The 20,699-nt window shown below is 73.2% G+C and carries 17 protein-coding genes; 6 read left to right on the forward strand and 11 right to left on the reverse strand.

The window, feature by feature from the left end:
* Positions 1–14: 14 nt before the first annotated feature.
* Entirely contained in the window at positions 15–1,016 is a 1,002-nt protein-coding gene (locus FHS38_RS29690; RefSeq protein WP_184738788.1) for a hypothetical protein, read from the forward strand.
* Between the two features lie 280 nt (positions 1,017–1,296).
* Here FHS38_RS29690 and FHS38_RS29695 read toward each other — a convergent pair whose 3' ends face one another.
* From FHS38_RS29695 to FHS38_RS29715, 5 genes are all read right to left on the reverse strand, one after another.
* Positions 1,297–3,423 (reverse strand): 3-hydroxyacyl-CoA dehydrogenase NAD-binding domain-containing protein, encoded by a 2,127-nt coding sequence (locus FHS38_RS29695; RefSeq protein ID WP_184738790.1) that lies wholly within the window; start codon positions 3,421–3,423, stop codon positions 1,297–1,299.
* Positions 3,420–4,640: a thiolase family protein gene (locus FHS38_RS29700; RefSeq protein ID WP_184738792.1), complete on the reverse strand. Its 1,221-nt coding sequence runs from the start codon at positions 4,638–4,640 to the stop codon at positions 3,420–3,422. The genes FHS38_RS29695 and FHS38_RS29700 overlap by 4 nt, the downstream gene beginning before the upstream one ends.
* 241 nt (positions 4,641–4,881) lie before the next feature.
* Positions 4,882–6,159: an HRDC domain-containing protein gene (locus FHS38_RS29705; protein WP_184738794.1), complete on the reverse strand. Its 1,278-nt coding sequence runs from the start codon at positions 6,157–6,159 to the stop codon at positions 4,882–4,884.
* A gap of 77 nt (positions 6,160–6,236) precedes the next feature.
* Complete coding sequence (locus FHS38_RS29710) at positions 6,237–6,899, reverse strand: response regulator transcription factor (RefSeq protein ID WP_130881701.1); 663 nt, start codon at positions 6,897–6,899, stop codon at positions 6,237–6,239.
* A gap of 163 nt (positions 6,900–7,062) precedes the next feature.
* Complete coding sequence (locus FHS38_RS29715; RefSeq protein ID WP_184738796.1) at positions 7,063–7,719, reverse strand: DUF3000 domain-containing protein; 657 nt, start codon at positions 7,717–7,719, stop codon at positions 7,063–7,065.
* A gap of 90 nt (positions 7,720–7,809) precedes the next feature.
* Between FHS38_RS29715 and hemE the strand changes: the two genes are divergently transcribed.
* Complete coding sequence (gene hemE / locus FHS38_RS29720) at positions 7,810–8,874, forward strand: uroporphyrinogen decarboxylase (RefSeq protein ID WP_184738798.1); 1,065 nt, start codon at positions 7,810–7,812, stop codon at positions 8,872–8,874.
* A gap of 151 nt (positions 8,875–9,025) precedes the next feature.
* Here hemE and FHS38_RS29725 read toward each other — a convergent pair whose 3' ends face one another.
* The 4 genes from FHS38_RS29725 to FHS38_RS29740 form a co-directional block, all read right to left on the reverse strand.
* Positions 9,026–10,429 (reverse strand): FAD-dependent oxidoreductase, encoded by a 1,404-nt coding sequence (locus FHS38_RS29725; RefSeq protein ID WP_184738799.1) that lies wholly within the window; start codon positions 10,427–10,429, stop codon positions 9,026–9,028.
* Between the two features lie 37 nt (positions 10,430–10,466).
* On the reverse strand, positions 10,467–11,024 hold the full coding sequence (gene pcaG / locus FHS38_RS29730) for a protocatechuate 3,4-dioxygenase subunit alpha (protein ID WP_184738801.1): 558 nt from the start codon (positions 11,022–11,024) through the stop codon (positions 10,467–10,469).
* Positions 11,025–11,771, reverse strand: a complete 747-nt coding sequence (pcaH, locus tag FHS38_RS29735) for a protocatechuate 3,4-dioxygenase subunit beta (protein WP_184738802.1) — start codon at positions 11,769–11,771, stop codon at positions 11,025–11,027.
* Positions 11,772–11,871: 100 nt separating this feature from the next.
* Positions 11,872–13,065, reverse strand: coding sequence for a thiolase family protein (locus tag FHS38_RS29740; RefSeq protein ID WP_184738804.1), 1,194 nt, complete (start codon positions 13,063–13,065; stop codon positions 11,872–11,874).
* 185 nt (positions 13,066–13,250) lie between these two features.
* Between FHS38_RS29740 and hemG the strand changes: the two genes are divergently transcribed.
* Together hemG and hemQ are read left to right on the forward strand one after the other, a co-directional pair.
* Positions 13,251–14,732 carry a protoporphyrinogen oxidase gene (hemG, locus tag FHS38_RS29745; RefSeq protein WP_184738806.1) on the forward strand — a complete coding sequence of 494 codons (1,482 nt, stop codon included), beginning with the start codon at positions 13,251–13,253 and terminating at the stop codon, positions 14,730–14,732.
* A gap of 4 nt (positions 14,733–14,736) precedes the next feature.
* Positions 14,737–15,453 (forward strand): hydrogen peroxide-dependent heme synthase, encoded by a 717-nt coding sequence (hemQ, locus tag FHS38_RS29750; RefSeq protein WP_184738808.1) that lies wholly within the window; start codon positions 14,737–14,739, stop codon positions 15,451–15,453.
* A 15-nt stretch (positions 15,454–15,468) separates the two neighbouring features.
* Here the strand turns inward: hemQ and FHS38_RS29755 are convergent, their stop codons facing one another.
* Entirely contained in the window at positions 15,469–17,046 is a 1,578-nt protein-coding gene (locus FHS38_RS29755) for an alpha/beta hydrolase (protein ID WP_184738810.1), read from the reverse strand.
* Between the two features lie 250 nt (positions 17,047–17,296).
* Between FHS38_RS29755 and FHS38_RS29760 the strand changes: the two genes are divergently transcribed.
* Complete coding sequence (locus FHS38_RS29760; RefSeq protein ID WP_184738812.1) at positions 17,297–18,001, forward strand: nuclease-related domain-containing protein; 705 nt, start codon at positions 17,297–17,299, stop codon at positions 17,999–18,001.
* A gap of 60 nt (positions 18,002–18,061) precedes the next feature.
* Here the strand turns inward: FHS38_RS29760 and FHS38_RS29765 are convergent, their stop codons facing one another.
* Positions 18,062–18,454, reverse strand: coding sequence for a BlaI/MecI/CopY family transcriptional regulator (locus FHS38_RS29765; RefSeq protein ID WP_184738814.1), 393 nt, complete (start codon positions 18,452–18,454; stop codon positions 18,062–18,064).
* Positions 18,455–18,659: 205 nt separating this feature from the next.
* On the opposite strand from FHS38_RS29765, the gene FHS38_RS29770 reads away from it, so the two are divergent.
* Positions 18,660–20,687, forward strand: a complete 2,028-nt coding sequence (locus FHS38_RS29770; protein ID WP_229822813.1) for a transglycosylase domain-containing protein — start codon at positions 18,660–18,662, stop codon at positions 20,685–20,687.
* The last annotated feature ends 12 nt before the right edge of the window (positions 20,688–20,699 follow it).

A 20,699-nucleotide genomic window follows, 5' to 3' on the forward strand; every position in this document is an offset into this window, starting at 1 on the left:
GTATTTTTACCAACATGAGGCTCAAGCCGGAAATCGCCCGCACCATGACGGCATCCGCGCTGCTCGGCGCGGTGGCGTCGGCGGCGCTGTTCGGGCTGACCGGCTGCTCGAGCGCACCGAAGACCGCACGCCCGCACCAGGGCGGCCGGCCCGTCGAATCCGCCGAACCGGGCGGCTCCGTCGACCTCGGCCAGTGGATCACCGGCTTCACCGACCGCATCACGCAGAGCGGCGGCTACCGCATCCCCGGCGCGAGCGACCGCCGCGCGATAGCCGACGGCGTCCGGCTCGTCCTCGACGGGAAACAGCCGGAGGCCGAACGCTCCCTGGCCACCGTCGGCTACACCCTGCGCACCCTCGTCGACCGCGACGGCGGCATGGAGGTCGCGGAGATCGCCGACGCCACCAAGGACGGCGAGGCCCGGCGCGGCTGGGGGCGGATCTATGTGGACCTGCGCGGCCCGGCCCGCTGGTCGGTGCAGGTCCCGCACCCGACCGCCGACCAGCGCACCGAACAGCTCGGCATCGGCCTCCTGCGCAGCTCCCCCGGCGGCGTGCTCGTCCTCGCGGGCGCGCACCGCAACGCCGCCGCGGACGGCGAGGAGGGGGACGCGGCCGACGTCGCCCACCGCTCGGACTCGGTCTTCGCCGCCGTCTCCGACACCCTCGCCGACCGCCGTCTCCCCGCCGTCCAGGTGCACGGCTTCGCCGACAGCAGCTCCCCGGGCCACGACGTCGTCGTCTCGCCCGGCAAGGGTGACGCGGGGCTGCCCGCGGCCCGCCGGCTGTCCAACGCGCTGCGCAAGCTGCACCTGCGGTCGTGTGAGGTGTGGCAGCGCGACTGCGGCAGGCTGGAAGGCCGCACCAACGTGGAGGGCGACCACGCCGACGCGGTCGACGTCCCCTTCGTGCACGTCGAGCACAGCCGCCGGGTACGCGACGACGACCGGCTCCTCGCCCAGGCCGTCCGGGCCCTGACCGAGGTCACCAAGCGCTGGAGCACCGGCCGCCGGTAACGGCCAGGGCGTTACCGGCGGATCTTCGTGGTCGGCGAGCGGCGTCCGGTGCGGGCGATCGCACGGCGAAGGCCCCCCTCGTACCCGGGCGCACGCGGGCGACTGTCGACAGCGCGGCGAGCTCCCCCGGCCACCGCCGGGAGGTGTCCGGCGCCCGAGAGCCCGAGAAAATCCGCCGGACAGGAACGAGCGCCGGACGGGCCAACCAGCCCGTCCGGCGCTCGAGAACTTCCCTCGGCGGATCAGGGGCCCCCAAGCCCCTTCACCGCCGCGTCACGCGTTACGCCGGAACGCTCGCCACGCCCTGCGGCAGGAACCGCCGGCCGGCGGCCCGCTCGGAGACGCCCTCACGGTCCAGGTACGGCGTGATGCCGCCCAGGTGGAAGGGCCAGCCCGCGCCGGTGATCAGGCACAGGTCGATGTCCTGCGCCTCGGCGACGACGCCCTCGTCCAGCATGAGGCCGATCTCCTGCGCCACGGCGTCCAGCACCCGCTCGCGCACCTGCTCCTCGGTCAGGACGACGTCGCCCTGCTTCAGCAGCGCCGCGACCTCGGGGTCCAGCTCCGGCTTGCCGGAGTCGTAGACGTAGAAGCCGCGCTTGCCGGCCTTGACCACGGCGGCCAGGTTCGGCGAGACGGTGAACCGGTCCGGGAAGGCGCGGTTGAGGGTCTCGGAGACGTGCAGACCGATGGCCGGGCCGACCAGCTCCAGGAGCACCAGCGGGGACATCGGCAGACCGAGCGGCTCGACGGCCTTCTCGGCGGTGACCACCGGGGTGCCCTCGTCGATGACGTTCTGGATCTCGCCCATGAAGCGGGTGAGGATGCGGTTGACGACGAACGCCGGGGCGTCCTTCACCAGCACCGCGGTCTTCTTCAGCTTCTTGGCGACGCCGAAGGCGGTGGCCAGCGACGCGTCGTCGGTCTGCTCGCCGCGGACGATCTCCAGCAGTGGGAGGATCGCGACCGGGTTGAAGAAGTGGAAGCCCACGACCCGCTCGGGGTTCTTGAGCTTCGACGCCATCTCGGAGACCGACAGCGAGGAGGTGTTGGTGGCCAGGATCGCGTGGGCCGGAACGACCGCCTCGACCTCGGCGAACACCTGCTGCTTGACGCCCATCTCCTCGAAGACGGCCTCGATGACGAAGTCCGCGTCGCCGAAGGCGGCGGCCTTGTCGAGCGAGCCGGAGACCAGGCCCTTGAGGCGGTTGGCCTTGTCCTGGTTGACGCGGCCCTTGAGCAGCAGCTTGTCGATCTCGCCGTGGACGTAGCCCACGCCCTTGTCGACGCGCTCCTGGTCGATGTCGGTCAGCACGACCGGCACCTCGAGGCGGCGCGCGAAGAGCAGCGCGAGCTGAGAGGCCATCAGGCCGGCGCCGACGACGCCCACCTTGGTGACCGGGCGGGCCAGGGACTTGTCCGGGGCACCCGCCGGGCGCTTGGCGCGCTTCTGCACCAGGTTGAAGGCGTAGATGCCGCCGCGCAGCTCGCCACCCATGATCAGGTCGGCCAGCGCCTGGTCCTCGGCGTCGAAGCCGGCGCGCAGGTCGCCGTTCTTCGCCGCGGCGATGATCTCCAGGGCGCGGTAGGCGGCCGGGGCCGCGCCGTGCACCTTGGAGTCGGCGATGGCCTTGCCGCGGGCGACGGCCTGGTCCCAGCCCTCGCCGCGGTCGATCTCGGCCCGGACGACCTCGGTGTCGCCCTTCAGCACCGAAGCGGTCCACAGCAGGGACTGCTCGAGGAAGTCCGCACCCTCGAACAGCGCGTCCGCGATGCCGAGGTCGAAGACCTGCTTGCCGCGCAGCTGCTTGTTCTGGTTGAGCGAGTTCTCGATGATCACCGAGACCGCGCGGTCCGCGCCGATCAGGTTCGGCAGCAGCGCGCAGCCGCCCCAGCCGGGGACCAGACCGAGGAAGACCTCGGGCAGCGAGAAGGCGGGGATCGCCTTGGAGACCGTGCGGTACGTGCAGTGCAGACCGACCTCGACGCCGCCGCCCATCGCGGCGCCGTTGTAGTACGCGAAGGTCGGCACGGCGAGCTGCGACAGCCGCTTGAAGACGTCGTGGCCGCCCTTGCCGATGGCCAGCGCGTCCTCGTGGCGCTTCAGCAGCTCGACGCCCTTGAGGTCGGCGCCGACCGCGAAGATGAACGGCTTGCCGGTCAGACCGGCACCGACGATCTCGCCCGCCGCGGCCTCGGCCTCGAGCTGGTCGATCGCCGCGTCCAGGTTCGCGAGCGACTGCGGACCGAAGGTGGTCGGCTTGGTGTGGTCCAGACCGTTGTCCAGCGTGACGAGCGCGAAGCGCCCGGCGCCGAAGGGGAGGTCGAGGTGGCGCACGTGCGCCTGGGTCACGACCTCGCCCGGGAACAGCTCGGCCGCGCCCTTCAGGAGTTCAGTGGTGCTCACTTGTTGCCTCCGTCGAAGTGCGGGTTCTCCCAGATGACCGTTCCGCCCATGCCGAAGCCGACACACATGCTCGTGATGCCGTAGCGGACGTGCGGCTGCTCCTCGAACTGCCGCGCCAGCTGCGTCATCAGGCGCACGCCCGACGAGGCCAGCGGGTGGCCGAAGGCGATCGCGCCGCCGTACTGGTTGACGCGCGGGTCGTCGTCCGCGATGCCGTAGTGGTCCAGGAGCGAGAGCACCTGTACCGCGAAGGCCTCGTTGATCTCGAAGAGACCGATGTCGTCGATCGTCAGGCCCGCCTTGGCGAGGGCCTTCTCGGTCGCCGGGACCGGGCCGATGCCCATGACCTCGGGCTCGACGCCCGCGAACGCGTAGCTCACCAGGCGCATCTTGACCGGCAGGCCCAGCTCGCGCGCCACATCCTCGGCGGCGATCAGGGAGGCGGTGGCACCGTCGTTGAGACCGGCGGCGTTGCCCGCGGTGACCCGGCCGTGCGGACGGAAGGGGGTCTTCAGACCCGCCAGGTTCGCCAGCGTGGTGCCCGGGCGCATCGGCTCGTCGGCGGTGGCCAGGCCCCAACCGGTCTCGCCGGCCTCCGCGTTGGTGCGGCGGACGGAGATCGGCACCAGGTCGGCCTGGATCTTGCCGTCGGCGTACGCCTTCGCGGCCTTCTCCTGGCTGCGGACCGCGTACTCGTCGGCGCGCTGCTTGGTGATGTGCGGCAGGCGGTCGTGCAGGTTCTCGGCGGTCATGCCCATGAAGAGGGCGGACTCGTCGACCAGCTTCTCCGACACGAAGCGCGGGTTCGGGTCCACGCCCTCGCCCATGGGGTGACGGCCCATGTGCTCGACGCCGCCCGCGATGGCGATGTCGTACGCACCGAAGGAGAGCCCGCCGGCGACGGCGGTCACGGCGGTCATGGCACCGGCGCACATGCGGTCGATGGAGTAGCCGGGCACGGACTGCGGGAGGCCCGCGAGGATGCCGGCGGTGCGGCCGAGGGTCAGGCCCTGGTCGCCGATCTGCGTCGTCGCGGCGAGGGCGACCTCGTCGATACGGGCCGGGTCCAGGTCCGGGTTACGGCGCAGCAGTTCCCGGATGCACTTGACGACCAGGTCGTCGGCGCGGGTCTCGTGGTAGATGCCCTTCGGGCCCGCCTTGCCGAACGGGGTGCGGACGCCGTCGACGAAAACGACGTCCCTAGCGGTACGAGGCACGTTGGCTCTCCTCCAGATGCGGGATCGCTGCGCGCGGGCACGCCGGTACGGCTCCGCCGCGGTGCGGGCTGACACCGTCATGCTACTTGCGGGTAACCATGCTGCCCAGTCCCCCGGGCGGGAGCGTCGAAGGTCACATTCCGTGGACCTCCGCCCGCGGCGGGCGAAGGGGGGCCGGGACATGCGAAAGGGCCCCTGCCCTGCCGTTTCGGCAGGGCAGGGGCCCCGTGCGGGCGACCGGCTAGGCCACCGGTGCGGTCAGCGCCGTCACCAGGACGGGGGTGACCTGTTCGATCTGCCAGGGGCGGGCGCCGTGGGCGGCGAGGATCTCGGCCACGGCCTCCGGCGTCGGGTCCTTCGGGGGCTCCCAGCACAGCCTGCGGACCGTGTCCGGCGTGATCAGGTTCTCCTGCGGCATCGTCAGCCGCTCGGCCAGGGCCGAGACCGCCGCGCGGGCCGTCGACAGCCGCGCCGCGGCGACCGGGTCCTTGTCCGCCCAGGCGCGCGGCGGCGGCGGGCCCGTCAGGGGCTGGCCGGGCTGCGGCAGTTCCGCGTCCGGGATCGCCTTGGCGCGGTCGACGGCGGCCTGCCACTGCTCGAGCTGCTTACGGCTCATCCGGTGGCCGAAGCCGGTCAGGGCCGCGAGCGCGTGGGCGTTCGGCGGCACGTTGAGCGCGGCCTCGATGATCGCGGCGTCGCTGAGCACCTTGCCCGGCGAGACGTCGCGGCGCTGTGCGATCTGGTCGCGCGCGGTCCACAGCTCGCGGACCACGGCCATCTGCCGGCGCCTGCGCACCTTGTGCATGCCGGACGTGCGGCGCCAGGGGTCCTTGCGGGGCGGGGCGGGCGGGGCCGCGGCGATGGCCGCGAACTCCTGGCGGGCCCACTCCAGCTTGCCCTGCCGGTCCAGCTCCTCCTCCAGCGCGTCGCGCAGGTCCACGAGCAGCTCGACGTCGAGCGCCGCGTAGCGCAGCCACGGGTCGGGCAGCGGGCGGGTCGACCAGTCGACGGCGGAGTGGCCCTTCTCCAGGGCGTAGCCGAGGACGTTCTCGACCATCGCCCCGAGGCCCACGCGTGCGAACCCCGCGAGCCGTCCCGCGAGCTCCGTGTCGAAGAGCCGCGACGGCGTCATCCCTATCTCGCGGAGGCAGGGCAGGTCCTGGGTGGCGGCGTGCAGCACCCACTCGGCGTCGGCGACGGCCTCGCCGAGGGAGGAGAGGTCGGGGCAGCCGACCGGGTCGATCAGTGCGGAGCCGGCGCCTTCGCGGCGCAGCTGGACGAGGTAGGCGCGCTGGCCGTAGCGGTAGCCGGAGGCGCGCTCGGCGTCGACGGCGACGGGTCCCGTGCCTGCTGCGAACGCCGCGACGACCTCGGCCAGGGCATCGTTGTCAGCGACGACCGGCGGGATGCCTTCGCGTGGTTCCAGCAAGGGGATCGGCGCCGAATCGACGTCGTCCGGGGGAGCGCCCCCGGTGGTTCGCAGTGTCGTGTCTTCTGCGGTCTCTTGGGCGTCGGTCACCGGTCAAGGGTATCTGTGTATGGCAAGCGCCCGTCGACGGAACGTTCCGCCGACGGGCGTGATGCGCTTTCGCGGGGTCAGTGGATGATGCCGGTGCGCAGTGCGACGGCCACCATTCCGGCCCGGTCGCCGGTGCCGAGCTTGCGCGCGATGCGGGCGAGATGGCTCTTGACGGTGAGGGCGGACAGGCCCATCGAGACGCCGATCGCCTTGTTGGACTGGCCCTCCGCCACCAATCTCAGGACCTCGACCTCGCGGCCGGACAGCTCGCGGTAGCCGCCGGGGTGGCCGGGGGCGCCCGGCGGGCGGCGGTGCATCCGGGCCGCGGCGGCGGAGCCGATGGGGGCGGCACCGGGGCGGCCGGGGAGGCCGAGGTTGGTGCGGGTGCCGGTGACGACGTAGCCCTTCACACCGCCCGCGAGGGCGTTGCGTACGGCGCCGATGTCGTCCGCGGCGGACAGGGCGAGGCCGTTGGGCCAGCCCGCCGCGCGGGTCTCGGAGAGCAGGGTGAGGCCGGACCCGTCGGGGAGGTGGACATCGGCCACACAGATGTCGCGCGGGCTGCCGACGCGGGGGCGGGCTTCCGCGATGGACGAGGCCTCGATCACATCCCGCACGCCCAGGGCCCACAGATGACGGGTGACGGTGGAGCGGACGCGGGGGTCGGCGACGACGACCATGGCCGTCGGCTTGGTCGGTCGATAGGCGAGGCTCGCAGGTTGCTCGAGGAGAACGGACACCAGGCCTCCAGGGGGAGTGGCGGTGACGGTGCCGACTTGGGGCTAAGCCGGGGCGATCCGTATGGGAAGGGTCACAAGCCTCTTCGGCACCCAACCGTCCCGCCTTTAGGGAATGATCACGAATTGATGAGTAACAATTCGGGCAATTCGGACGGCTGACCGATCAACGGCTCTGCGGACCGCGCCGCTGCGGGAGCGTCACGACCCCGGCGTCCGGCGGCCCGCCCGGCGGCAGTCCCGCGATCTGACAGAGCAGATCGCACCAGGCCGCGAGGTGCGCCGCGGTGTCCGGCGCCTGCGGCATGCCCCCCGGGCCGCTGGTGTCGGTCGGCGACCACGACGCCCGGATCTCGATCCGCGTCGACGGCTCCCGCTCCGCGAGCCCGCCGAAGTAGTGCGACCCGGCCCGGGTCACCGTGCCGCTCGGCGCGCCGTACGGCACCCGGCGGGCCTCCAGCGCGCCCGTCAGCCAGGACCAGCAGACCTCCGGCAGCAGCGGGTCCGCCGCCATCTCCGGCTCCAGATCGGCGTGCACGAGCGTCACCATCCGGAACGTACCGCCCCAGGCGTCGTGCCCCGCCGGATCGTGCAGCAGGATCAGCCGCCCGTCCGCCAGCTCCTCGTCGTCCACGACGACCGCCGCCTCCAGCGCGTACGAGAAGGGGGCGAGCCGCTGGGGCGGCGGGGTGGCGTCGAGTTCGATCTCCGGCCGCAGGCGCACTCCTTGCAGCCCGGCGACCGCCTGCCGGAAGACGGACGGGGAGCCCTCCCCGTCCGCGTCGTCCGGACCGTCCGAGAGGTGTCCCTGCGCCGCAGCCATGCCCGGAAGACTAGGCGGAAGAGGCCGCTCTTCCGGGTAGGACACCCACACGGGCGGGTCACTCGTTCGGCCCGTGCGAAGATTTGGGGCATGAGTGAGCGCAGCCAGCTTCAGACCGGCCGCACCGCGGCGCACGACTCGGCGTTCCTGCGGGCGTGCCGACGCGAACCCGTACCGCATACCCCGGTCTGGTTCATGCGGCAGGCGGGACGCTCCCTTCCCGAGTACCGCAAGGTCCGCGAGGGCACCGCCATGCTGGAGTCCTGCATGCGCCCCGACCTCGTCACCGAGATCACCCTCCAGCCCGTGCGCCGCCACAACGTCGACGCCGCGATCTTCTTCAGCGACATCGTCGTCCCGCTGAAGGCCATCGGCATCGACCTCGACATCAAGCCCGGCGTCGGCCCGGTCGTGGCACAGCCCATCCGCAGCCGCGCCGACCTCGAGCGGCTCCGCCCGCTCGACGCCGACGACGTGAAGTACGTGACCGAGGCCATCGGCATGCTCACCGCCGAGCTGGGCGCCACCCCGCTCATCGGCTTCGCCGGCGCCCCCTTCACGCTGGCCAGCTACCTCGTCGAGGGCGGCCCGTCGCGCAACCACGAGCACACCAAGGCGCTCATGTACGGCGACCCCGAGCTGTGGGCCGACCTCCTCGACCGCCTCGCGGACATCACCGCCGCCTTCCTGAAGGTGCAGATCGAGGCCGGCGCCTCGGCCGTGCAGCTCTTCGACTCCTGGGTCGGCGCCCTGGCCCCGGCCGACTACCGGCGCTCCGTCATGCCCGCCTCGGCGAAGGTCTTCGACGCCGTCGCCGACTACGGCGTGCCGCGCATCCACTTCGGCGTCGGCACGGGCGAGCTCCTCGGCCTCATGGGCGAGGCCGGCGCGGACGTCGTCGGCGTCGACTGGCGCATCCCCATGGACGAGGCCGCACGACGCGTCGGCCCCGGCAAGGCGCTCCAGGGCAACCTCGACCCGGCCGTCCTCTTCGCCGGCCACGAGGCGGTCGAGACCAAGGCCCGCGAGGTCCTGGACGCGGCGGCGAAGCTGGAGGGCCACGTCTTCAACCTCGGCCACGGCGTGCTTCCCACCACCGACCCGGACGCGCTGACCCGCCTGGTCGCGTACGTGCACGAGCAGACGGCGCGCTAGGGCCTGGCTGGCCGGCCGGTCCTGGTCGGCGGCTGCCCCGGGCTGGTTGTGGCTGAGCTCAGCCACAACCAGCCCGCCCGGCGTTTGAGGACGCGCCCGCAGGGCGCTCACCGCCGTAGGCGGCAAAGGCGGCCCCGGAGGGGCCTGGCGGTCAAGCCCCTCCGGCCACCGCCGCGGCCGCCTTGCGCGCGGCGACGAGCACCGGGTCCCACACCGGGGAGAACGGCGGGGCGTAGCCCAGGTCCAGAGCCGTCATCTGGTCCACCGTCATGCGGGCCGTCAGTGCCACCGCCGCGACGTCCACCCGCTTCGCCGCGCCCTCCCGGCCGACGATCTGGACGCCGAGCAGCCTGCCCGTCCGGCGCTCGGCGAGCATCTTCACCGTCATCGGGCGCGCGCCCGGGTAGTACCCGGCGCGGCTCGTCGACTCCACGGTGGCGGTCACGAACTGCAGCCCGGCCGCCGTGGCCTGGGCCTCCAGCAGGCCCGTACGGGCGATCTCCAGGTCGCACACCTTGCTCACGGCCGTGCCGACCACGCCGGGGAACGTGGCGTAGCCGCCGCCGACGTTCGAGCCGATCACCTGACCGTGCTTGTTGGCGTGCGTGCCCAGGGCGATGTGCCGGGTGCGGCCGGCCACCAGGTCCCAGACCTCCACGCAGTCACCCCCCGCCCAGATGTTCCCGTGGCCGCGCACCCGCATCGCCGGATCCGTCAGCAGACCGCCCGAATCGCCGAGCGGCAGCCCCGCCGCCCGGGCCAGGGACGTCTCCGGGCGCACCCCCAGTCCCAGCACCACGACCTCGGCCGGGAACTCCCGCTCCCCGGCGACGACCGCCGTGACTGCGCTCTCCGGGCCGTCCGGGCCGTCCGGGCCGGTGACGAGCGAGGTGACCTCGGTCCCCGTCACCACCTCGATGCCCATCCCGCACATCGCCTCCCGGACCAGGGCGCCCATGTCCGGATCCAGGGTGGCCATCGGCTGCGCGGCCCGCTCGATCACCGTCACCTCGAAGCCGCGCAGGCTCAGCGCCTCCGCCATCTCCACCCCGATGTACCCGGCGCCGATCACGACCGCGCGGTGCGGGCCCGCCGGGTCGAGCTTCGCCAGCCCGTCGATCAGCGCCCGGCCGTCGTCCAGGGTCTGCACCCCGTACACCCCGCGCGCGTCGATGCCCTCGATCGGCGGCCGGACCGGCCGTGCGCCCGTCGCCAGCACGAGCCCGTCGAAGCCGTGCCAGCGCTCGGTGCCGGACTCCAGATCGCGCGCCCGCACCCGCTGCCCGGCCACGTCCAGCTCCGTCACCTCCGTACGCGTCCGCAGATCGATGCCGCGCCGGCGGTGCTCCTCGGGGGTACGGGCGATGAGCGCGTCCGGCCCGTCGACCACGCCGCCCGCCCAGTACGGGATGCCGCAGGCCGAGTACGAGGTGAAGTGCCCCCGCTCGAACGCCGTGATCTCCAGCTCGTCGGGTCCCTTGAGCCTGCGGGCCTGCGAGGCCGCGGACATGCCCGCCGCGTCCCCTCCGACGATCACCAGTCGCCGCACCGCCATCGCGTCCCCGTCCTCTCGTCGTCCGTCAACCCCCAAGCTACGGGGGACCGGGCCGTCCGCCCCGGTCGGGGAAGGCGAGGAACACCGTTTCGGCGCCGCCCCGGAGCCGGATGTCGAAGCGGTACGTGCGGTGCCCGCCCGCTTCCGGTGCGGCCAGCAGGGTGGCGCGCCGGGCGGGCGGCAGGGCCTCGATCAAGGGGTCGTGCTCGGGAAAGGCGAGGTAGACGCGGGTGAACAGATGACGTGTCAGGCCCGGCACGAGGAGACACAGCGCGAGATACGGCGCCCCGCCGGGCGGCAGGGTGCGCAGCGTGTAGCGGCCGTCGTCGCGGGTGACGACACGGCCGAAACCCGTGAACGCGGCACCGTCGCGCCGCAGGCTGCCGGGCGCGCCCACGAGCGAACCGTCCGGGGCGGCCTGCCAGAACTCCAGCAGCGCCTCGGGCACGGGTGCCCCGTCGCCGTCGCTGAGGCAACCGTGCACGGTGATCGTGTCCGGGTGTCCGACAGGGGCCGCCTCGCCGCCGCCGGGGAACGGCAGGGCGGTGCCGTGGAAGGGGCCGATGGTCTGCGAGGGGGTGGCGGGCAGGGACATTCAGCGGCCCTCCTCGGCCCAGGTGGCGTCCGGCCCGTCCAGGACGATGTCCCAGCGGTAGCCCAGGGACCGCTCGGGTTCGTTCAGCCCGGGGTCGTAGGCGGCGACCAGGCGTCGGCGGGCACTCGCGTCGCGGACGGAGGTCCAGATCGAGTCGTGGGGCAGGAGCGGGTCGCCGGGGAAGTACATCTGGGTGACCAGGCGCTGGGTGAACGCGGTACCGAAGAGGGAGAAATGCAGATGGGAGGGGCGCCAGGCGTTGTGATGGGTGACATCGGGATAGGCGCCCGGCCGGATGGTGGTGAAGCGGTAGCGGCCGTCGTCGTCGGTGAGGCACCGGCCCGCGCCCGTGAAGTTCGGGTCGAGCGGCGCCGCGTGCCGGTCCGCCCGGTGGACGTAGCGGCCGGCGGCGTTGGCCTGCCACAGCTCCACCAACTGGCCGCGCACCGGGCGTCCCCGGCCGTCCAGGACCCGACCGCCGACGGTGATCCGCTCACCCAGCGGCTCCCCGCGGTGCCCGAGGGTCAGATCGGCGTCGAGCGGGCTCACATCGGCCGCGCCGAAGACGGGCGCGCGCCGTTCGACGGCGTCGGGATCGAGGACCAGGGGGACGGGCGGCTGCAGGGGGTGGCGCTCGACACGGCCGACGTACGGACGGACGCCGCCCGGCCCGTCGCCGGCCGTGACCCCGGCGAAGCCCGCGCCATCACGGCCGGTCCCTTGCACTAACGGTTCGGAGGCTGCCATGGCCAGGACCTACCCCGGCGCGCGGGCGGTTGATCCCCACGCGCCGGTCTCCCGGGGGTTCCAGGCCAGTCGGCGACCGCCGCCGGCCCGCTTCCCCCGGTCAGCGTTCGAGGACCAGCGCCTGTCCCTGCCCCACGCCGATGCACAGCGCCGCCAGCCCCGTACCCGAGCCCGCCGCCGCGAGCTGGTGGGCGATCGAGCCCGCCAGCCGGGCGCCGGAGCAGCCCAGCGGATGGCCGATCGCGATCGCCCCGCCACGGGCGTTGACGATGCCGGGGTCGAGATCCGGCCATTCCGCGAAACAGCCCAGGGCCTGGGCGGCGAAGGCCTCGTTGAGCTCGAAGTGGGTCACGTCGCCGAAGCCGCGGCCCGCCTTGGCCAGCGCCCGCCGTACCGCCTCGACGGGGCCGAGGCCGAACAGATCCGGTTCGATGCCGGTGACGGCCGAGGCCCGCACCCGGGCCAGCGGCTCGCGGCCGGTCAGCCGCAGCCCCTCCTCGTCCACGAGCAGCAGCGCGGCGGCACCGTCGTTCAGCGGCGAGGAGTTGCCCGCGGTGACCGTGCCGCCCTCCGCACGGAAGACGGGCTTCAGCCGCGCCAGGGCCTCGGGGGAGGTGGCGTCGCGGATGGTCTCGTCACGCGGCAGCGGGACGCCGGGCAGGGGCACGACCTCCGCGTCGTAGGCGCCCTCCTTCCACGCCCGCGCCGCCTTCTCGTGACTGGCGAGCGCGAACGCGTCCTGCTGCTCCCGGGTGATGCCGTGCTTGTCCGCGATCAGTTCGGCGCCCTCGCCGAGCGAGGTCGTCCACCGCGGCTCCATGGCCGGGTTGGTCATCCGCCAGCCGAGGGTCGTCGAGTACATCCGCTGGTCGCCGACCGGGAAGGCCCGCTCGGGCTTGGGCATCACCCAGGGGGCGCGGCTCATCGACTCGACGCCGCCCGCGACGACCACCGACGCGTCACCGAGGGCGATGGCGCGGTACGCCTGCACGACCGCCTCCAGGCCGGAGGCGCACAGCCGGTTGACGGTCACGCCGGGCACGGTCACGGGCAGCCCCGCGAGCAGCACGGCCATCCGCGCGACGTTGCGGTTCTCCTCCCCGGCGCCGTTGGCGTTGCCGAGGATGACGTCGTCGATCCTGGCCGGATCGAGCTCGGGAGCCCGCTGGAGGAGGGACCGTACGACGTGTGCCGCGAGGTCGTCGGGGCGGACGGCGGCGAGGGCGCCGCCGTACTTGCCGACGGGGGTGCGGACGGCGTCGACGATGTAGACGTCGCGGATGCGGTCGTTCATGGCTTCTCCATCAGCGGTCGGGCGGTCGGCGGTCGACGTCGTGTCCATGCGCGCCACCGCACGTGTTCGCCCAGTGAACGCTCGTTCATGATCGGCCGGTGACGAGTCTCGGCTGGCCGCCGAGCCCTGTCAATGGGCGTACGGGGGCCCCGGGGACGTGCGGCGGTGTCTGAGAGAGTGGGCCCATGAGCGCAGTGGACACGCGTACGAACCATGTGGTCGTCATCGGTGGCGGGATCTCGGGGCTGGCGGCGGCCCACCGGCTGTCGCGGGGCGGCGCGAGGGTCACGGTCCTGGAGGCGTCGGGCCGGCTCGGCGGCAAGCTCCTGGCGGGCGAGATCGCGGGCGTGCCGGTGGACCTCGGGGCGGAGTCGATGCTGGCGCGGCGGCCGGAGGCCGTCGACCTGGCCCGCGCGGTCGGCCTCGCCGACCGGCTCCAGCCGCCGGCCGTCGCGACGGCGGCGCTGTGGACGCGCGGTGCCCTGCGGCCCATGCCCAAGGGCCATTTGATGGGCGTGCCCGGCGTCCTCGCCCCGCTGGCCGCTTCCGGGGTGCTCTCCGACGAGGGCCTCGCCCGGATCGCCCGGGACGAGGAGCTGCCGCACACGGAGACCGGTGAGGACGTCGCCGTCGGTGCCTACGTGGCGGAGCGGATGGGCCGTGAGGTCGTGGACCGGCTGGTGGAGCCGCTCCTGGGCGGCGTCTACGCGGGCGACGCCTATCGGATCTCGATGCGGGCGGCCGTCCCGAAGCTCTTCGAGGCGGCGCGCACCCATCGCTCGCTGACCGAAGGCGTACGTGCCGTCCAGGCGCAGGGCGACGGGGCCGCCTCCGGCGGAGCCGGCCGGGAGGTCGGGGACGGCGGAGCGGGGCGGGCCGGGGCGGCCCGGCCGGTCTTCATGGGCATCGCCGGTGGCGTCGGGCGGCTGCCCCTCGCCGTCGCGGACGCCGTGCGTGCGGCGGGCGGGGAGATCCGTCTCGACACGCCGGTGGTGGACGTGCGGCGCGAGGCCGACGGCTGGCGGATCGAGCTGGGGACGGGGACGGTCACGGCGGACGCCGTCGTCCTCGCCACCCCCGCGCACGACGCGGCCCGCCTGCTCGGGTACGTGTGCCGCCCGGCCTCCGCCGAGCTGGCCGCCGTCGAGTACGCCTCGATGGCCCTGGTCACCCTGGCCTTCCGCCGCCCGGACGTCGAAGGGATCGCGCACGGCAGCGGCTTCCTCGTGCCCCCCGTCGACGGCCGCAAGATCAAGGCGTCCACCTTCTCCAGCAACAAGTGGCAGTGGAACGCGGACGCCGACCCGGATCTCTTCGTCCTGCGTACCTCGATCGGGCGGTTCGGTGACGAGGACGATCTGACGCGCGAGGATGCCGAGCTGGTGTCGATGTCGCTCAAGGACCTCGGGGACGCGGTCGGCCTCGCGGCGACGCCCGTCGAGAGCCGCGTCACCCGCTGGCACGGCGGGCTGCCGCAGTACCCGGTGGGACACCTCGACCGGGTCGCCCGCATCCGCGAGCACGTCGCGAGCCTGCCCGGCCTGCGGGTCTGTGGCGCCGCCTACGACGGTGTCGGCATCCCGGCCTGCATTGCCAGCGGTCACCGGGCCGCCGACGAGGTCCTCGGGACCCTGGCGGCGGGCGCCGAAGGCCGCGGGGGAGAATAGGGACATGACTGACGCCCCTCAGAAGACCCCGAACGCCGGCAAGAAGGCCAAGGACCTCAACGAGGTCATCCGCTACACCCTCTGGTCGGTGTTCAAGCTGCGTGACGTCCTGCCCCAGGACCGGGCGGGCTACGCCGACGAGGTGGAGGAGCTGTTCGCGCAGCTCGCCGAGAAGGACGTCACCGTGCGCGGTACGTACGACCTGTCGGGTCTGCGGGCCGATGCCGATGTGATGATCTGGTGGCACTCGGAGACCTCGGACGCCCTTCAGGACGCGTACAACCTCTTCCGCCGTACGAAGCTCGGCCGCGCGCTGGAGCCGGTGTGGTCGAACATGGCGCTGCACCGCCCCGCCGAGTTCAACAAGTCGCACATCCCGGCGTTCCTCGCGGATGAGACGCCGCGCGACTACGTCAGCGTCTACCCCTTCGTGCGCTCGTACGACTGGTACCTGCTGCCCGACGAGGACCGCCGCCGCATGCTCGCGGACCACGGCAAGATGGCCCGCGGCTACCCGGACGTGCGCGCCAACACCGTCGCCTCCTTCTCGCTCGGCGACTACGAGTGGATCCTGGCCTTCGAGGCCGACGAGCTGTACCGCATCGTCGACCTCATGCGCCACCTGCGTGCGTCGGAGGCCCGCATGCACGTCCGTGAAGAGGTGCCGTTCTACACGGGCCGCCGCAGGGCCGTCGCCGAGCTGGTCGCGGGTCTGGCCTAGTCGGGCGGCGGGCCGTCAGGTCCGCGTCGTGCCGCTCGTCGGTTGCGGCTCCGGGCGTGCCGCGCAGAAGGTGCGGCGCCCGGGGACCGCACCGGTGAGCAGGTAGCGCTCGGTGTGGCCGTTGATGCACGTGTTCGGGCCGCCCGCGAGGCCGTGCGTGCCCGCGTCGCGCTCGGTGACCAGCGCCGAGCCCGGCAGCCTGCGCTGGAGTTCCAGCGCTCCCCGGTAGGGCGTGGCCGCGTCCCGTTCGGCGGCCAGCAGCAGCGTGGGTGGCAGCGCGCCCTTCGCCACCCGGATCGCCAGCGGCCGCTGCTGGTGCGCCTGCCAGAACGCGCACGGCAGGTTCATCCAGGCGTTGTCCCACGTCTCGAAGGGTGCCCGGCGGGCGAGTCGGGTGTTGTCCCGGTTCCATACCGCCCAGGAGCGCGGCCAGGGCGCGTCGTTGCACTCCACTGCGGTGTAGACGGCATTGCTGTTCTCCTCCGCCCGGGCGGCCTCGGGGTCGGGCGCGGCGAGTACGCGCAGCGGCTCGTCGTCGCCGCGCAGGTACGCGGACAGGGCGTTGGCCCCCCGTGCCCAGAAACTGTCGGCGTAGCCGGTCTTGAGGAACGCCGACTGCAGCTGCCCCGGCCCGACCGTCCCGCCCGCGGGGTGCCGGGCGAGCCGTGCCCGCGCCTTGTCGTACGAGGCCAGCACCTGCTGGGCGGTGCTGCCCAGGTGGTAGACGTCGTCGTGCCGGGCGGCCCAGCGCCGCCAGTCGGCCCAGCGGGTCTCGAAGGCGGCGGACTGGTCGAGGTTGTTGCGGTACCAGATCTGGCTGGTGCGGGGGTCGACCACGCTGTCGAAGACCATGCGGCGCACGTGCCCCGGGAAGAGCGTGGCGTACAGGGCGCCGAAGTACGTGCCGTACGACGCCCCCATGTAGGAGAGCTGCTTCTCGCCGAGCGCGGCGCGCAGCACGTCGAGGTCACGGGCGTTGTTGAGGCTCGTGAAGTACTGGAGGCTGCTGCCCGCCTTCCGCGCGCACGACAGCGCGTACGCCCGTGCCTGCGCGACGCGCTTCTTCTTGTAGGCGGCGGAGGGGTGCTTCGGCGCCGGGGTGGGGGCCTTGGCGAACCGCTTCGGGTCCATGCAGGACAGCGGCGCCGAGCGGGCGACGCCGCGCGGCGCGTACCCGACGAAGTCGTACGCCCGGGCGGTCGCCTGCCACTGCGCGAGCCCGGCGAGCAGCGGGAACCACATGCCGGAGCTGCCCGGCCCGCCGGGGTTGTAGACCAGGGAGCCCTGGCGCTGGGCGGGGGTGCCGGTGGCCGAGGAGCGGCTGACGGTGAGGCGGATGTGCTTGCCGTCGGGGTGGGCGTAGTCCAGCGGTACGGACACCGTGCCGCACCGGATCGACTCCGGGAGCTGTTCGAAGGCCGGGCAGGCGCCGAAGGCGATGCCCTTGGCGGCGGCCCGCTCGGCCGCGAGGGCCACGCCGCGCGCCTCGGCCCGGCCCTCCGGTGGGAGGGCGGGGCCGGCGCCGTCGGCGGGGGTGGTGAGTCCGGTGAGGACCAGGGACCCGAGGATTCCGTACAGGGCTACTGCTCGCACTGGTCATCCCTTCACGTCAAATGCAACAAAAGGGATAATTGGTTCGGCAGTTGATGATGTAAAGCACCACGGAGCAGTGTCGGTCGCAATGCGCCCGAAGAGCTGTGCCGTACGGACGCCGTCCGGGCCCGCCCGCCGGGGGCGCCGGGCATGGGCGAGGCCCCGCGATCGGGGGGACGTCGCGGGACCTCACTCGGTTCAACGGGCGGGAAATTGGGTTGGTTCCCGCACTTCTGCGGCAGTATGGCGGATGGGGGTGGTAGGAGTGCGCGAGCGGCCGGGTGCGAAGAGGACCGGGGACGGCAAGAACTATGATCCGGAGCGGCTGTTCCTGCCGCCCGACGACGATCTCGCCCCGAACCGCCCGGGGGAGACGCTCCGCGCGCGGCTCGACGCGTCCGGCACCGGCCGGACCCGGCTCACCCTCGCCCGTCTCCTCGGGCGCAGGCCCGTGGAGGACGAGTGGCGCACGGCGCTGGCCGGTGAGCAGCTCGTCGGGACGGCGCTGGAGGAGCTGACGGCGGGCGGCTGGGAGGTGGTGCACTCCATCGTCCTGCCGGGCGACGCGATCATCGCCCATCTGCTGATCGGCCCCGGCGGGGTCTTCTGCGTCGGGGTGAAGCACGCCCGCAAGCGGCGGGTCCTGGTCGACGACACCCTGGTCCGCGTGGCCCGGGAGCGCCGGCCGCGCCCGCACGTACGCGACGCGCGGCGGGACGCGGCGCGCTCGTCGCTGGTGCTCTCCCGGGGCTGCGGCTTCCCGGTGCGGGTACGGCCGGTGCTGGTGGTCGTCGGGGCCGCGAGCGTGGAGGTGCCGGCCGCGCCGGAGGGTGTACGGGTCCTGCGGGAGCGGGAGGTCCCCGAGCTCGGCGCCCTGGGCGGAGCCCTGCACCCGGACCGGGTGGCCCGCATCCACACGGTGGCCCGCAACCGCCGCGTCTGGCTGTGGGCGTGATGAGACGTCAGGAACCGTGCGGGAGGGGCGTGGGCGTCGCGGGCCCGGGCGGCGCCCCGACTAGCGGCCGCCGACCGCCAGCAGCTGCCGCAGCAGGGCCTCGTCCACGGCGGTCAGCTCGGTGACGAAGCGGGTCAGCACGGCCTCCCGGTCCGGCCGGCCGTCGAGGACCTTGTGCATCCGGCGGGCGGCCAGCCCGCAGTCGTCGGTCACGGGGGCGTAGGCGTACGCCCGGCCGCGCGGGGTGCGGGTGAGCACCTCCTTGGCGTGCAGCCGGGACAGGATCGTCACCACCGTGCTGTACGTCAGCTCGCCCGCGAGCCGGCCCTGGACCTCGCGGGGGGTCAGCGGGCCCTCGGCCCGCTGCAGCGCCGTGAGGACCTCGCCCTCCAGCGCCCCGTTCGCGCGGCGCCGGCCCTGACGGACCACGGTGGTAGGTGTGCCTGCTGACATGCCTGCGGCGTTCCCTCTGTTCGTCTTCCCGCCCGGTACGACCCGGGATGTTCCTCGTCTACAGAAGTGTAAAGGCGTGGTGAGGCTGCTCCTGCCACCCTTTCCGGCCGTCCCGGCGGCGGATCCTCCGGCCCGAGGGAGGTTCCGGGACGACTGTGACGGAGCTTTCATCCCGGGAATTTGACCCGGGCCGTAGGGTCGAGCGGTGTTCGAACGTCGAAATGGGGCGCACGCCCGGAACCACGCCGCCCCGGTCCGCCGCAGTCGGCCCGCCTCCCACCTCCTCAGGCGGCTGCGCCCCGCCTACCCCCGCCCGGGGCGGCGCGGCTTCCGCCGCTGGGTGCCGTCCTGGCGCCAGAGCCTCGGCGCGACCGCCCTCGTCATCGGCGCGTTCTCAGCCCTCGTCGGCGTCCTCTACGCGCGCACGGAGATACCCACCGACCTCAACGCCTTCGCCACCCAGCAGGACAACGTCTACTACTGGGCCGACGGCACCGAGATGGCCCGTACCGGCGAGGTCAACCGGCAGGACACCGCCCTGGAGAAGGTCCCCGAGAAGGTGCGCTGGGCGGCGCTGGCCGCCGAGAACGAGACCTTCTACTCCGACAGCGGGATCTCCGTCAGCGGCATCACCCGCGCCCTCACCAGGATGATCACGGGTGGGGAGACCCAGGGCGGGTCCACCATCACCCAGCAGTACGTGAAGAACGCCTACCTCAACCAGGAGCAGACCTTCACCCGCAAGCTCACCGAGATGTTCATCGCCATCAAGCTGGACAACAAGATGACCAAGTCGGAGATCCTGGAGGGCTACCTCAACACCAGCTGGTACGGGCGCGGCACCTACGGCATCCAGCGCGCCGCCCACGCCTACTACGGCAAGGACGTCTCGCAGCTCACCGCCAGCGAGGGCGCGGTGCTGGCCTCGCTGCTCAAGGGGGCCGCCCTGTACGACCCGGCGATCAGCCGCGCGAACCACGAGCGGGCCGTGGAACGCTGGAACTGGATCCTCGACCGGATGGTCACCATCGGCAGGCTCTCCCCGAAGGAGCGGGCCGGCTACACCACGTTCCCCGAGCCCAAGGCCCCGCCCAAGCCGGCCGGGCTGAACGGGCAGACGGGCTATCTCGTGGAGACCGCCCGCGCCTATGTGAGCGCCCACACCGAGGTCTCCGACGCCGACTTCGACCTCGGCGGCTACCAGATCCGCACCACGTTCGAGAAGCCGAAGGTCGAGGCGCTCAAGAAGGCCGTGGCGGACGTCCGGGGCCGGCTCGACCCCGAGCGCCGGGAGGCCGACCGGAACGTCCGCATCGGCGCCGCCTCGGTCACCACCGACGGGCGCATCGTCGCCCTCATCGGCGGGCCGGACTACCTCAAGCAGGGGTTCAACGACGCCAACTCCTCCGTCGTCCCGGCGGGCACCGCCTTCACCCCCTTCGTCTACGCGGCCGCCCTGCGCGACGGCGTCCAGCGCGAGCGCGGCAAGCCGCGCGTGCCCGTGACCCCGGCCACCGTCTACGACGGCAACGACAAGGTGACGATCAAGACGCCCGAGGGCCCGTACTGGGACCGCTCCGGGAAGATCGTGAAGGCGCGCAACGAGGGCGGCAAGTCCTGGGGCAAGGTGCCGCTGCGGGAGGCGGTGGTGAAGGGCGTCAACGCCCCGATCATGCAGCTGGGCATGGACGTCGGCCTGGACCGGGTGGGCCGTACGGCCGTCCAGACGGGGCTGCTCGCCTCCAGCCTCGGCCCCCGGGTGCCCGCCTTCTCCCTCGGCACCACCACGCCCAGCGCCATCCGGATGGCCGGGGCCTACGCCACCTTCGCCGCCCGGGGCGCGCACAGCGAGCCCTACTCCGTCACCCGGCTCACCCGCAACGGCGACGCCGTCCCGGTGGACAAGCCGACGGCCGAGCGGGCCCTGCCCGCGTCCGTGGCCGGCGCCGTGGACGACGCGCTGCGCGACACGGTCCGGCGCGGCACCGCCGGTACGGCACGGGCCGCCGGGGCCGATGCGGCGGGGAAGGCGGGCACCGGACCGGACAACAAGTCGGCCTGGTTCGTCGGCTACCGCGGCACCCTCTCGACCGCCGTCTCGCTCTCCCGCATCGACCCGAAGAGCCAGGCGCTGCAGCCGCTGACCGGGCTCGGCGGCGCGGCGGCGTCCGTCTCCGGCAGCCCGTACCCGATCGGCATCTGGACGGCGTACATGACCGAGCTGGGGAAGTGAACGACCGCGCCC

The sequence above is a fragment of the Streptomyces netropsis genome (genome assembly GCF_014203545.1).
GTDB lineage: Bacteria > Actinomycetota > Actinomycetes > Streptomycetales > Streptomycetaceae > Streptomyces > Streptomyces netropsis.

Coding starts and splice junctions, on each gene's coding strand:
- FHS38_RS29690 (WP_184738788.1), top strand. CDS start 15: ATGAGGCTCAAGCCGGAAATCGCCCGCACCATGACGGCATCCGCGCTG.
- FHS38_RS29715 (WP_184738796.1), bottom strand. CDS start 7,719: ATGGCTGCGGCGCAGGGACACCTCTCGGACGGTCCGGACGACGCGGAC.
- hemE (WP_184738798.1), top strand. CDS start 7,810: ATGAGTGAGCGCAGCCAGCTTCAGACCGGCCGCACCGCGGCGCACGAC.
- FHS38_RS29725 (WP_184738799.1), bottom strand. CDS start 10,429: ATGGCGGTGCGGCGACTGGTGATCGTCGGAGGGGACGCGGCGGGCATG.
- pcaG (WP_184738801.1), bottom strand. CDS start 11,024: ATGTCCCTGCCCGCCACCCCCTCGCAGACCATCGGCCCCTTCCACGGC.
- pcaH (WP_184738802.1), bottom strand. CDS start 11,771: ATGGCAGCCTCCGAACCGTTAGTGCAAGGGACCGGCCGTGATGGCGCG.
- FHS38_RS29740 (WP_184738804.1), bottom strand. CDS start 13,065: ATGAACGACCGCATCCGCGACGTCTACATCGTCGACGCCGTCCGCACC.
- hemG (WP_184738806.1), top strand. CDS start 13,251: ATGAGCGCAGTGGACACGCGTACGAACCATGTGGTCGTCATCGGTGGC.
- hemQ (WP_184738808.1), top strand. CDS start 14,737: ATGACTGACGCCCCTCAGAAGACCCCGAACGCCGGCAAGAAGGCCAAG.
- FHS38_RS29760 (WP_184738812.1), top strand. CDS start 17,297: ATGGGGGTGGTAGGAGTGCGCGAGCGGCCGGGTGCGAAGAGGACCGGG.
- FHS38_RS29765 (WP_184738814.1), bottom strand. CDS start 18,454: ATGTCAGCAGGCACACCTACCACCGTGGTCCGTCAGGGCCGGCGCCGC.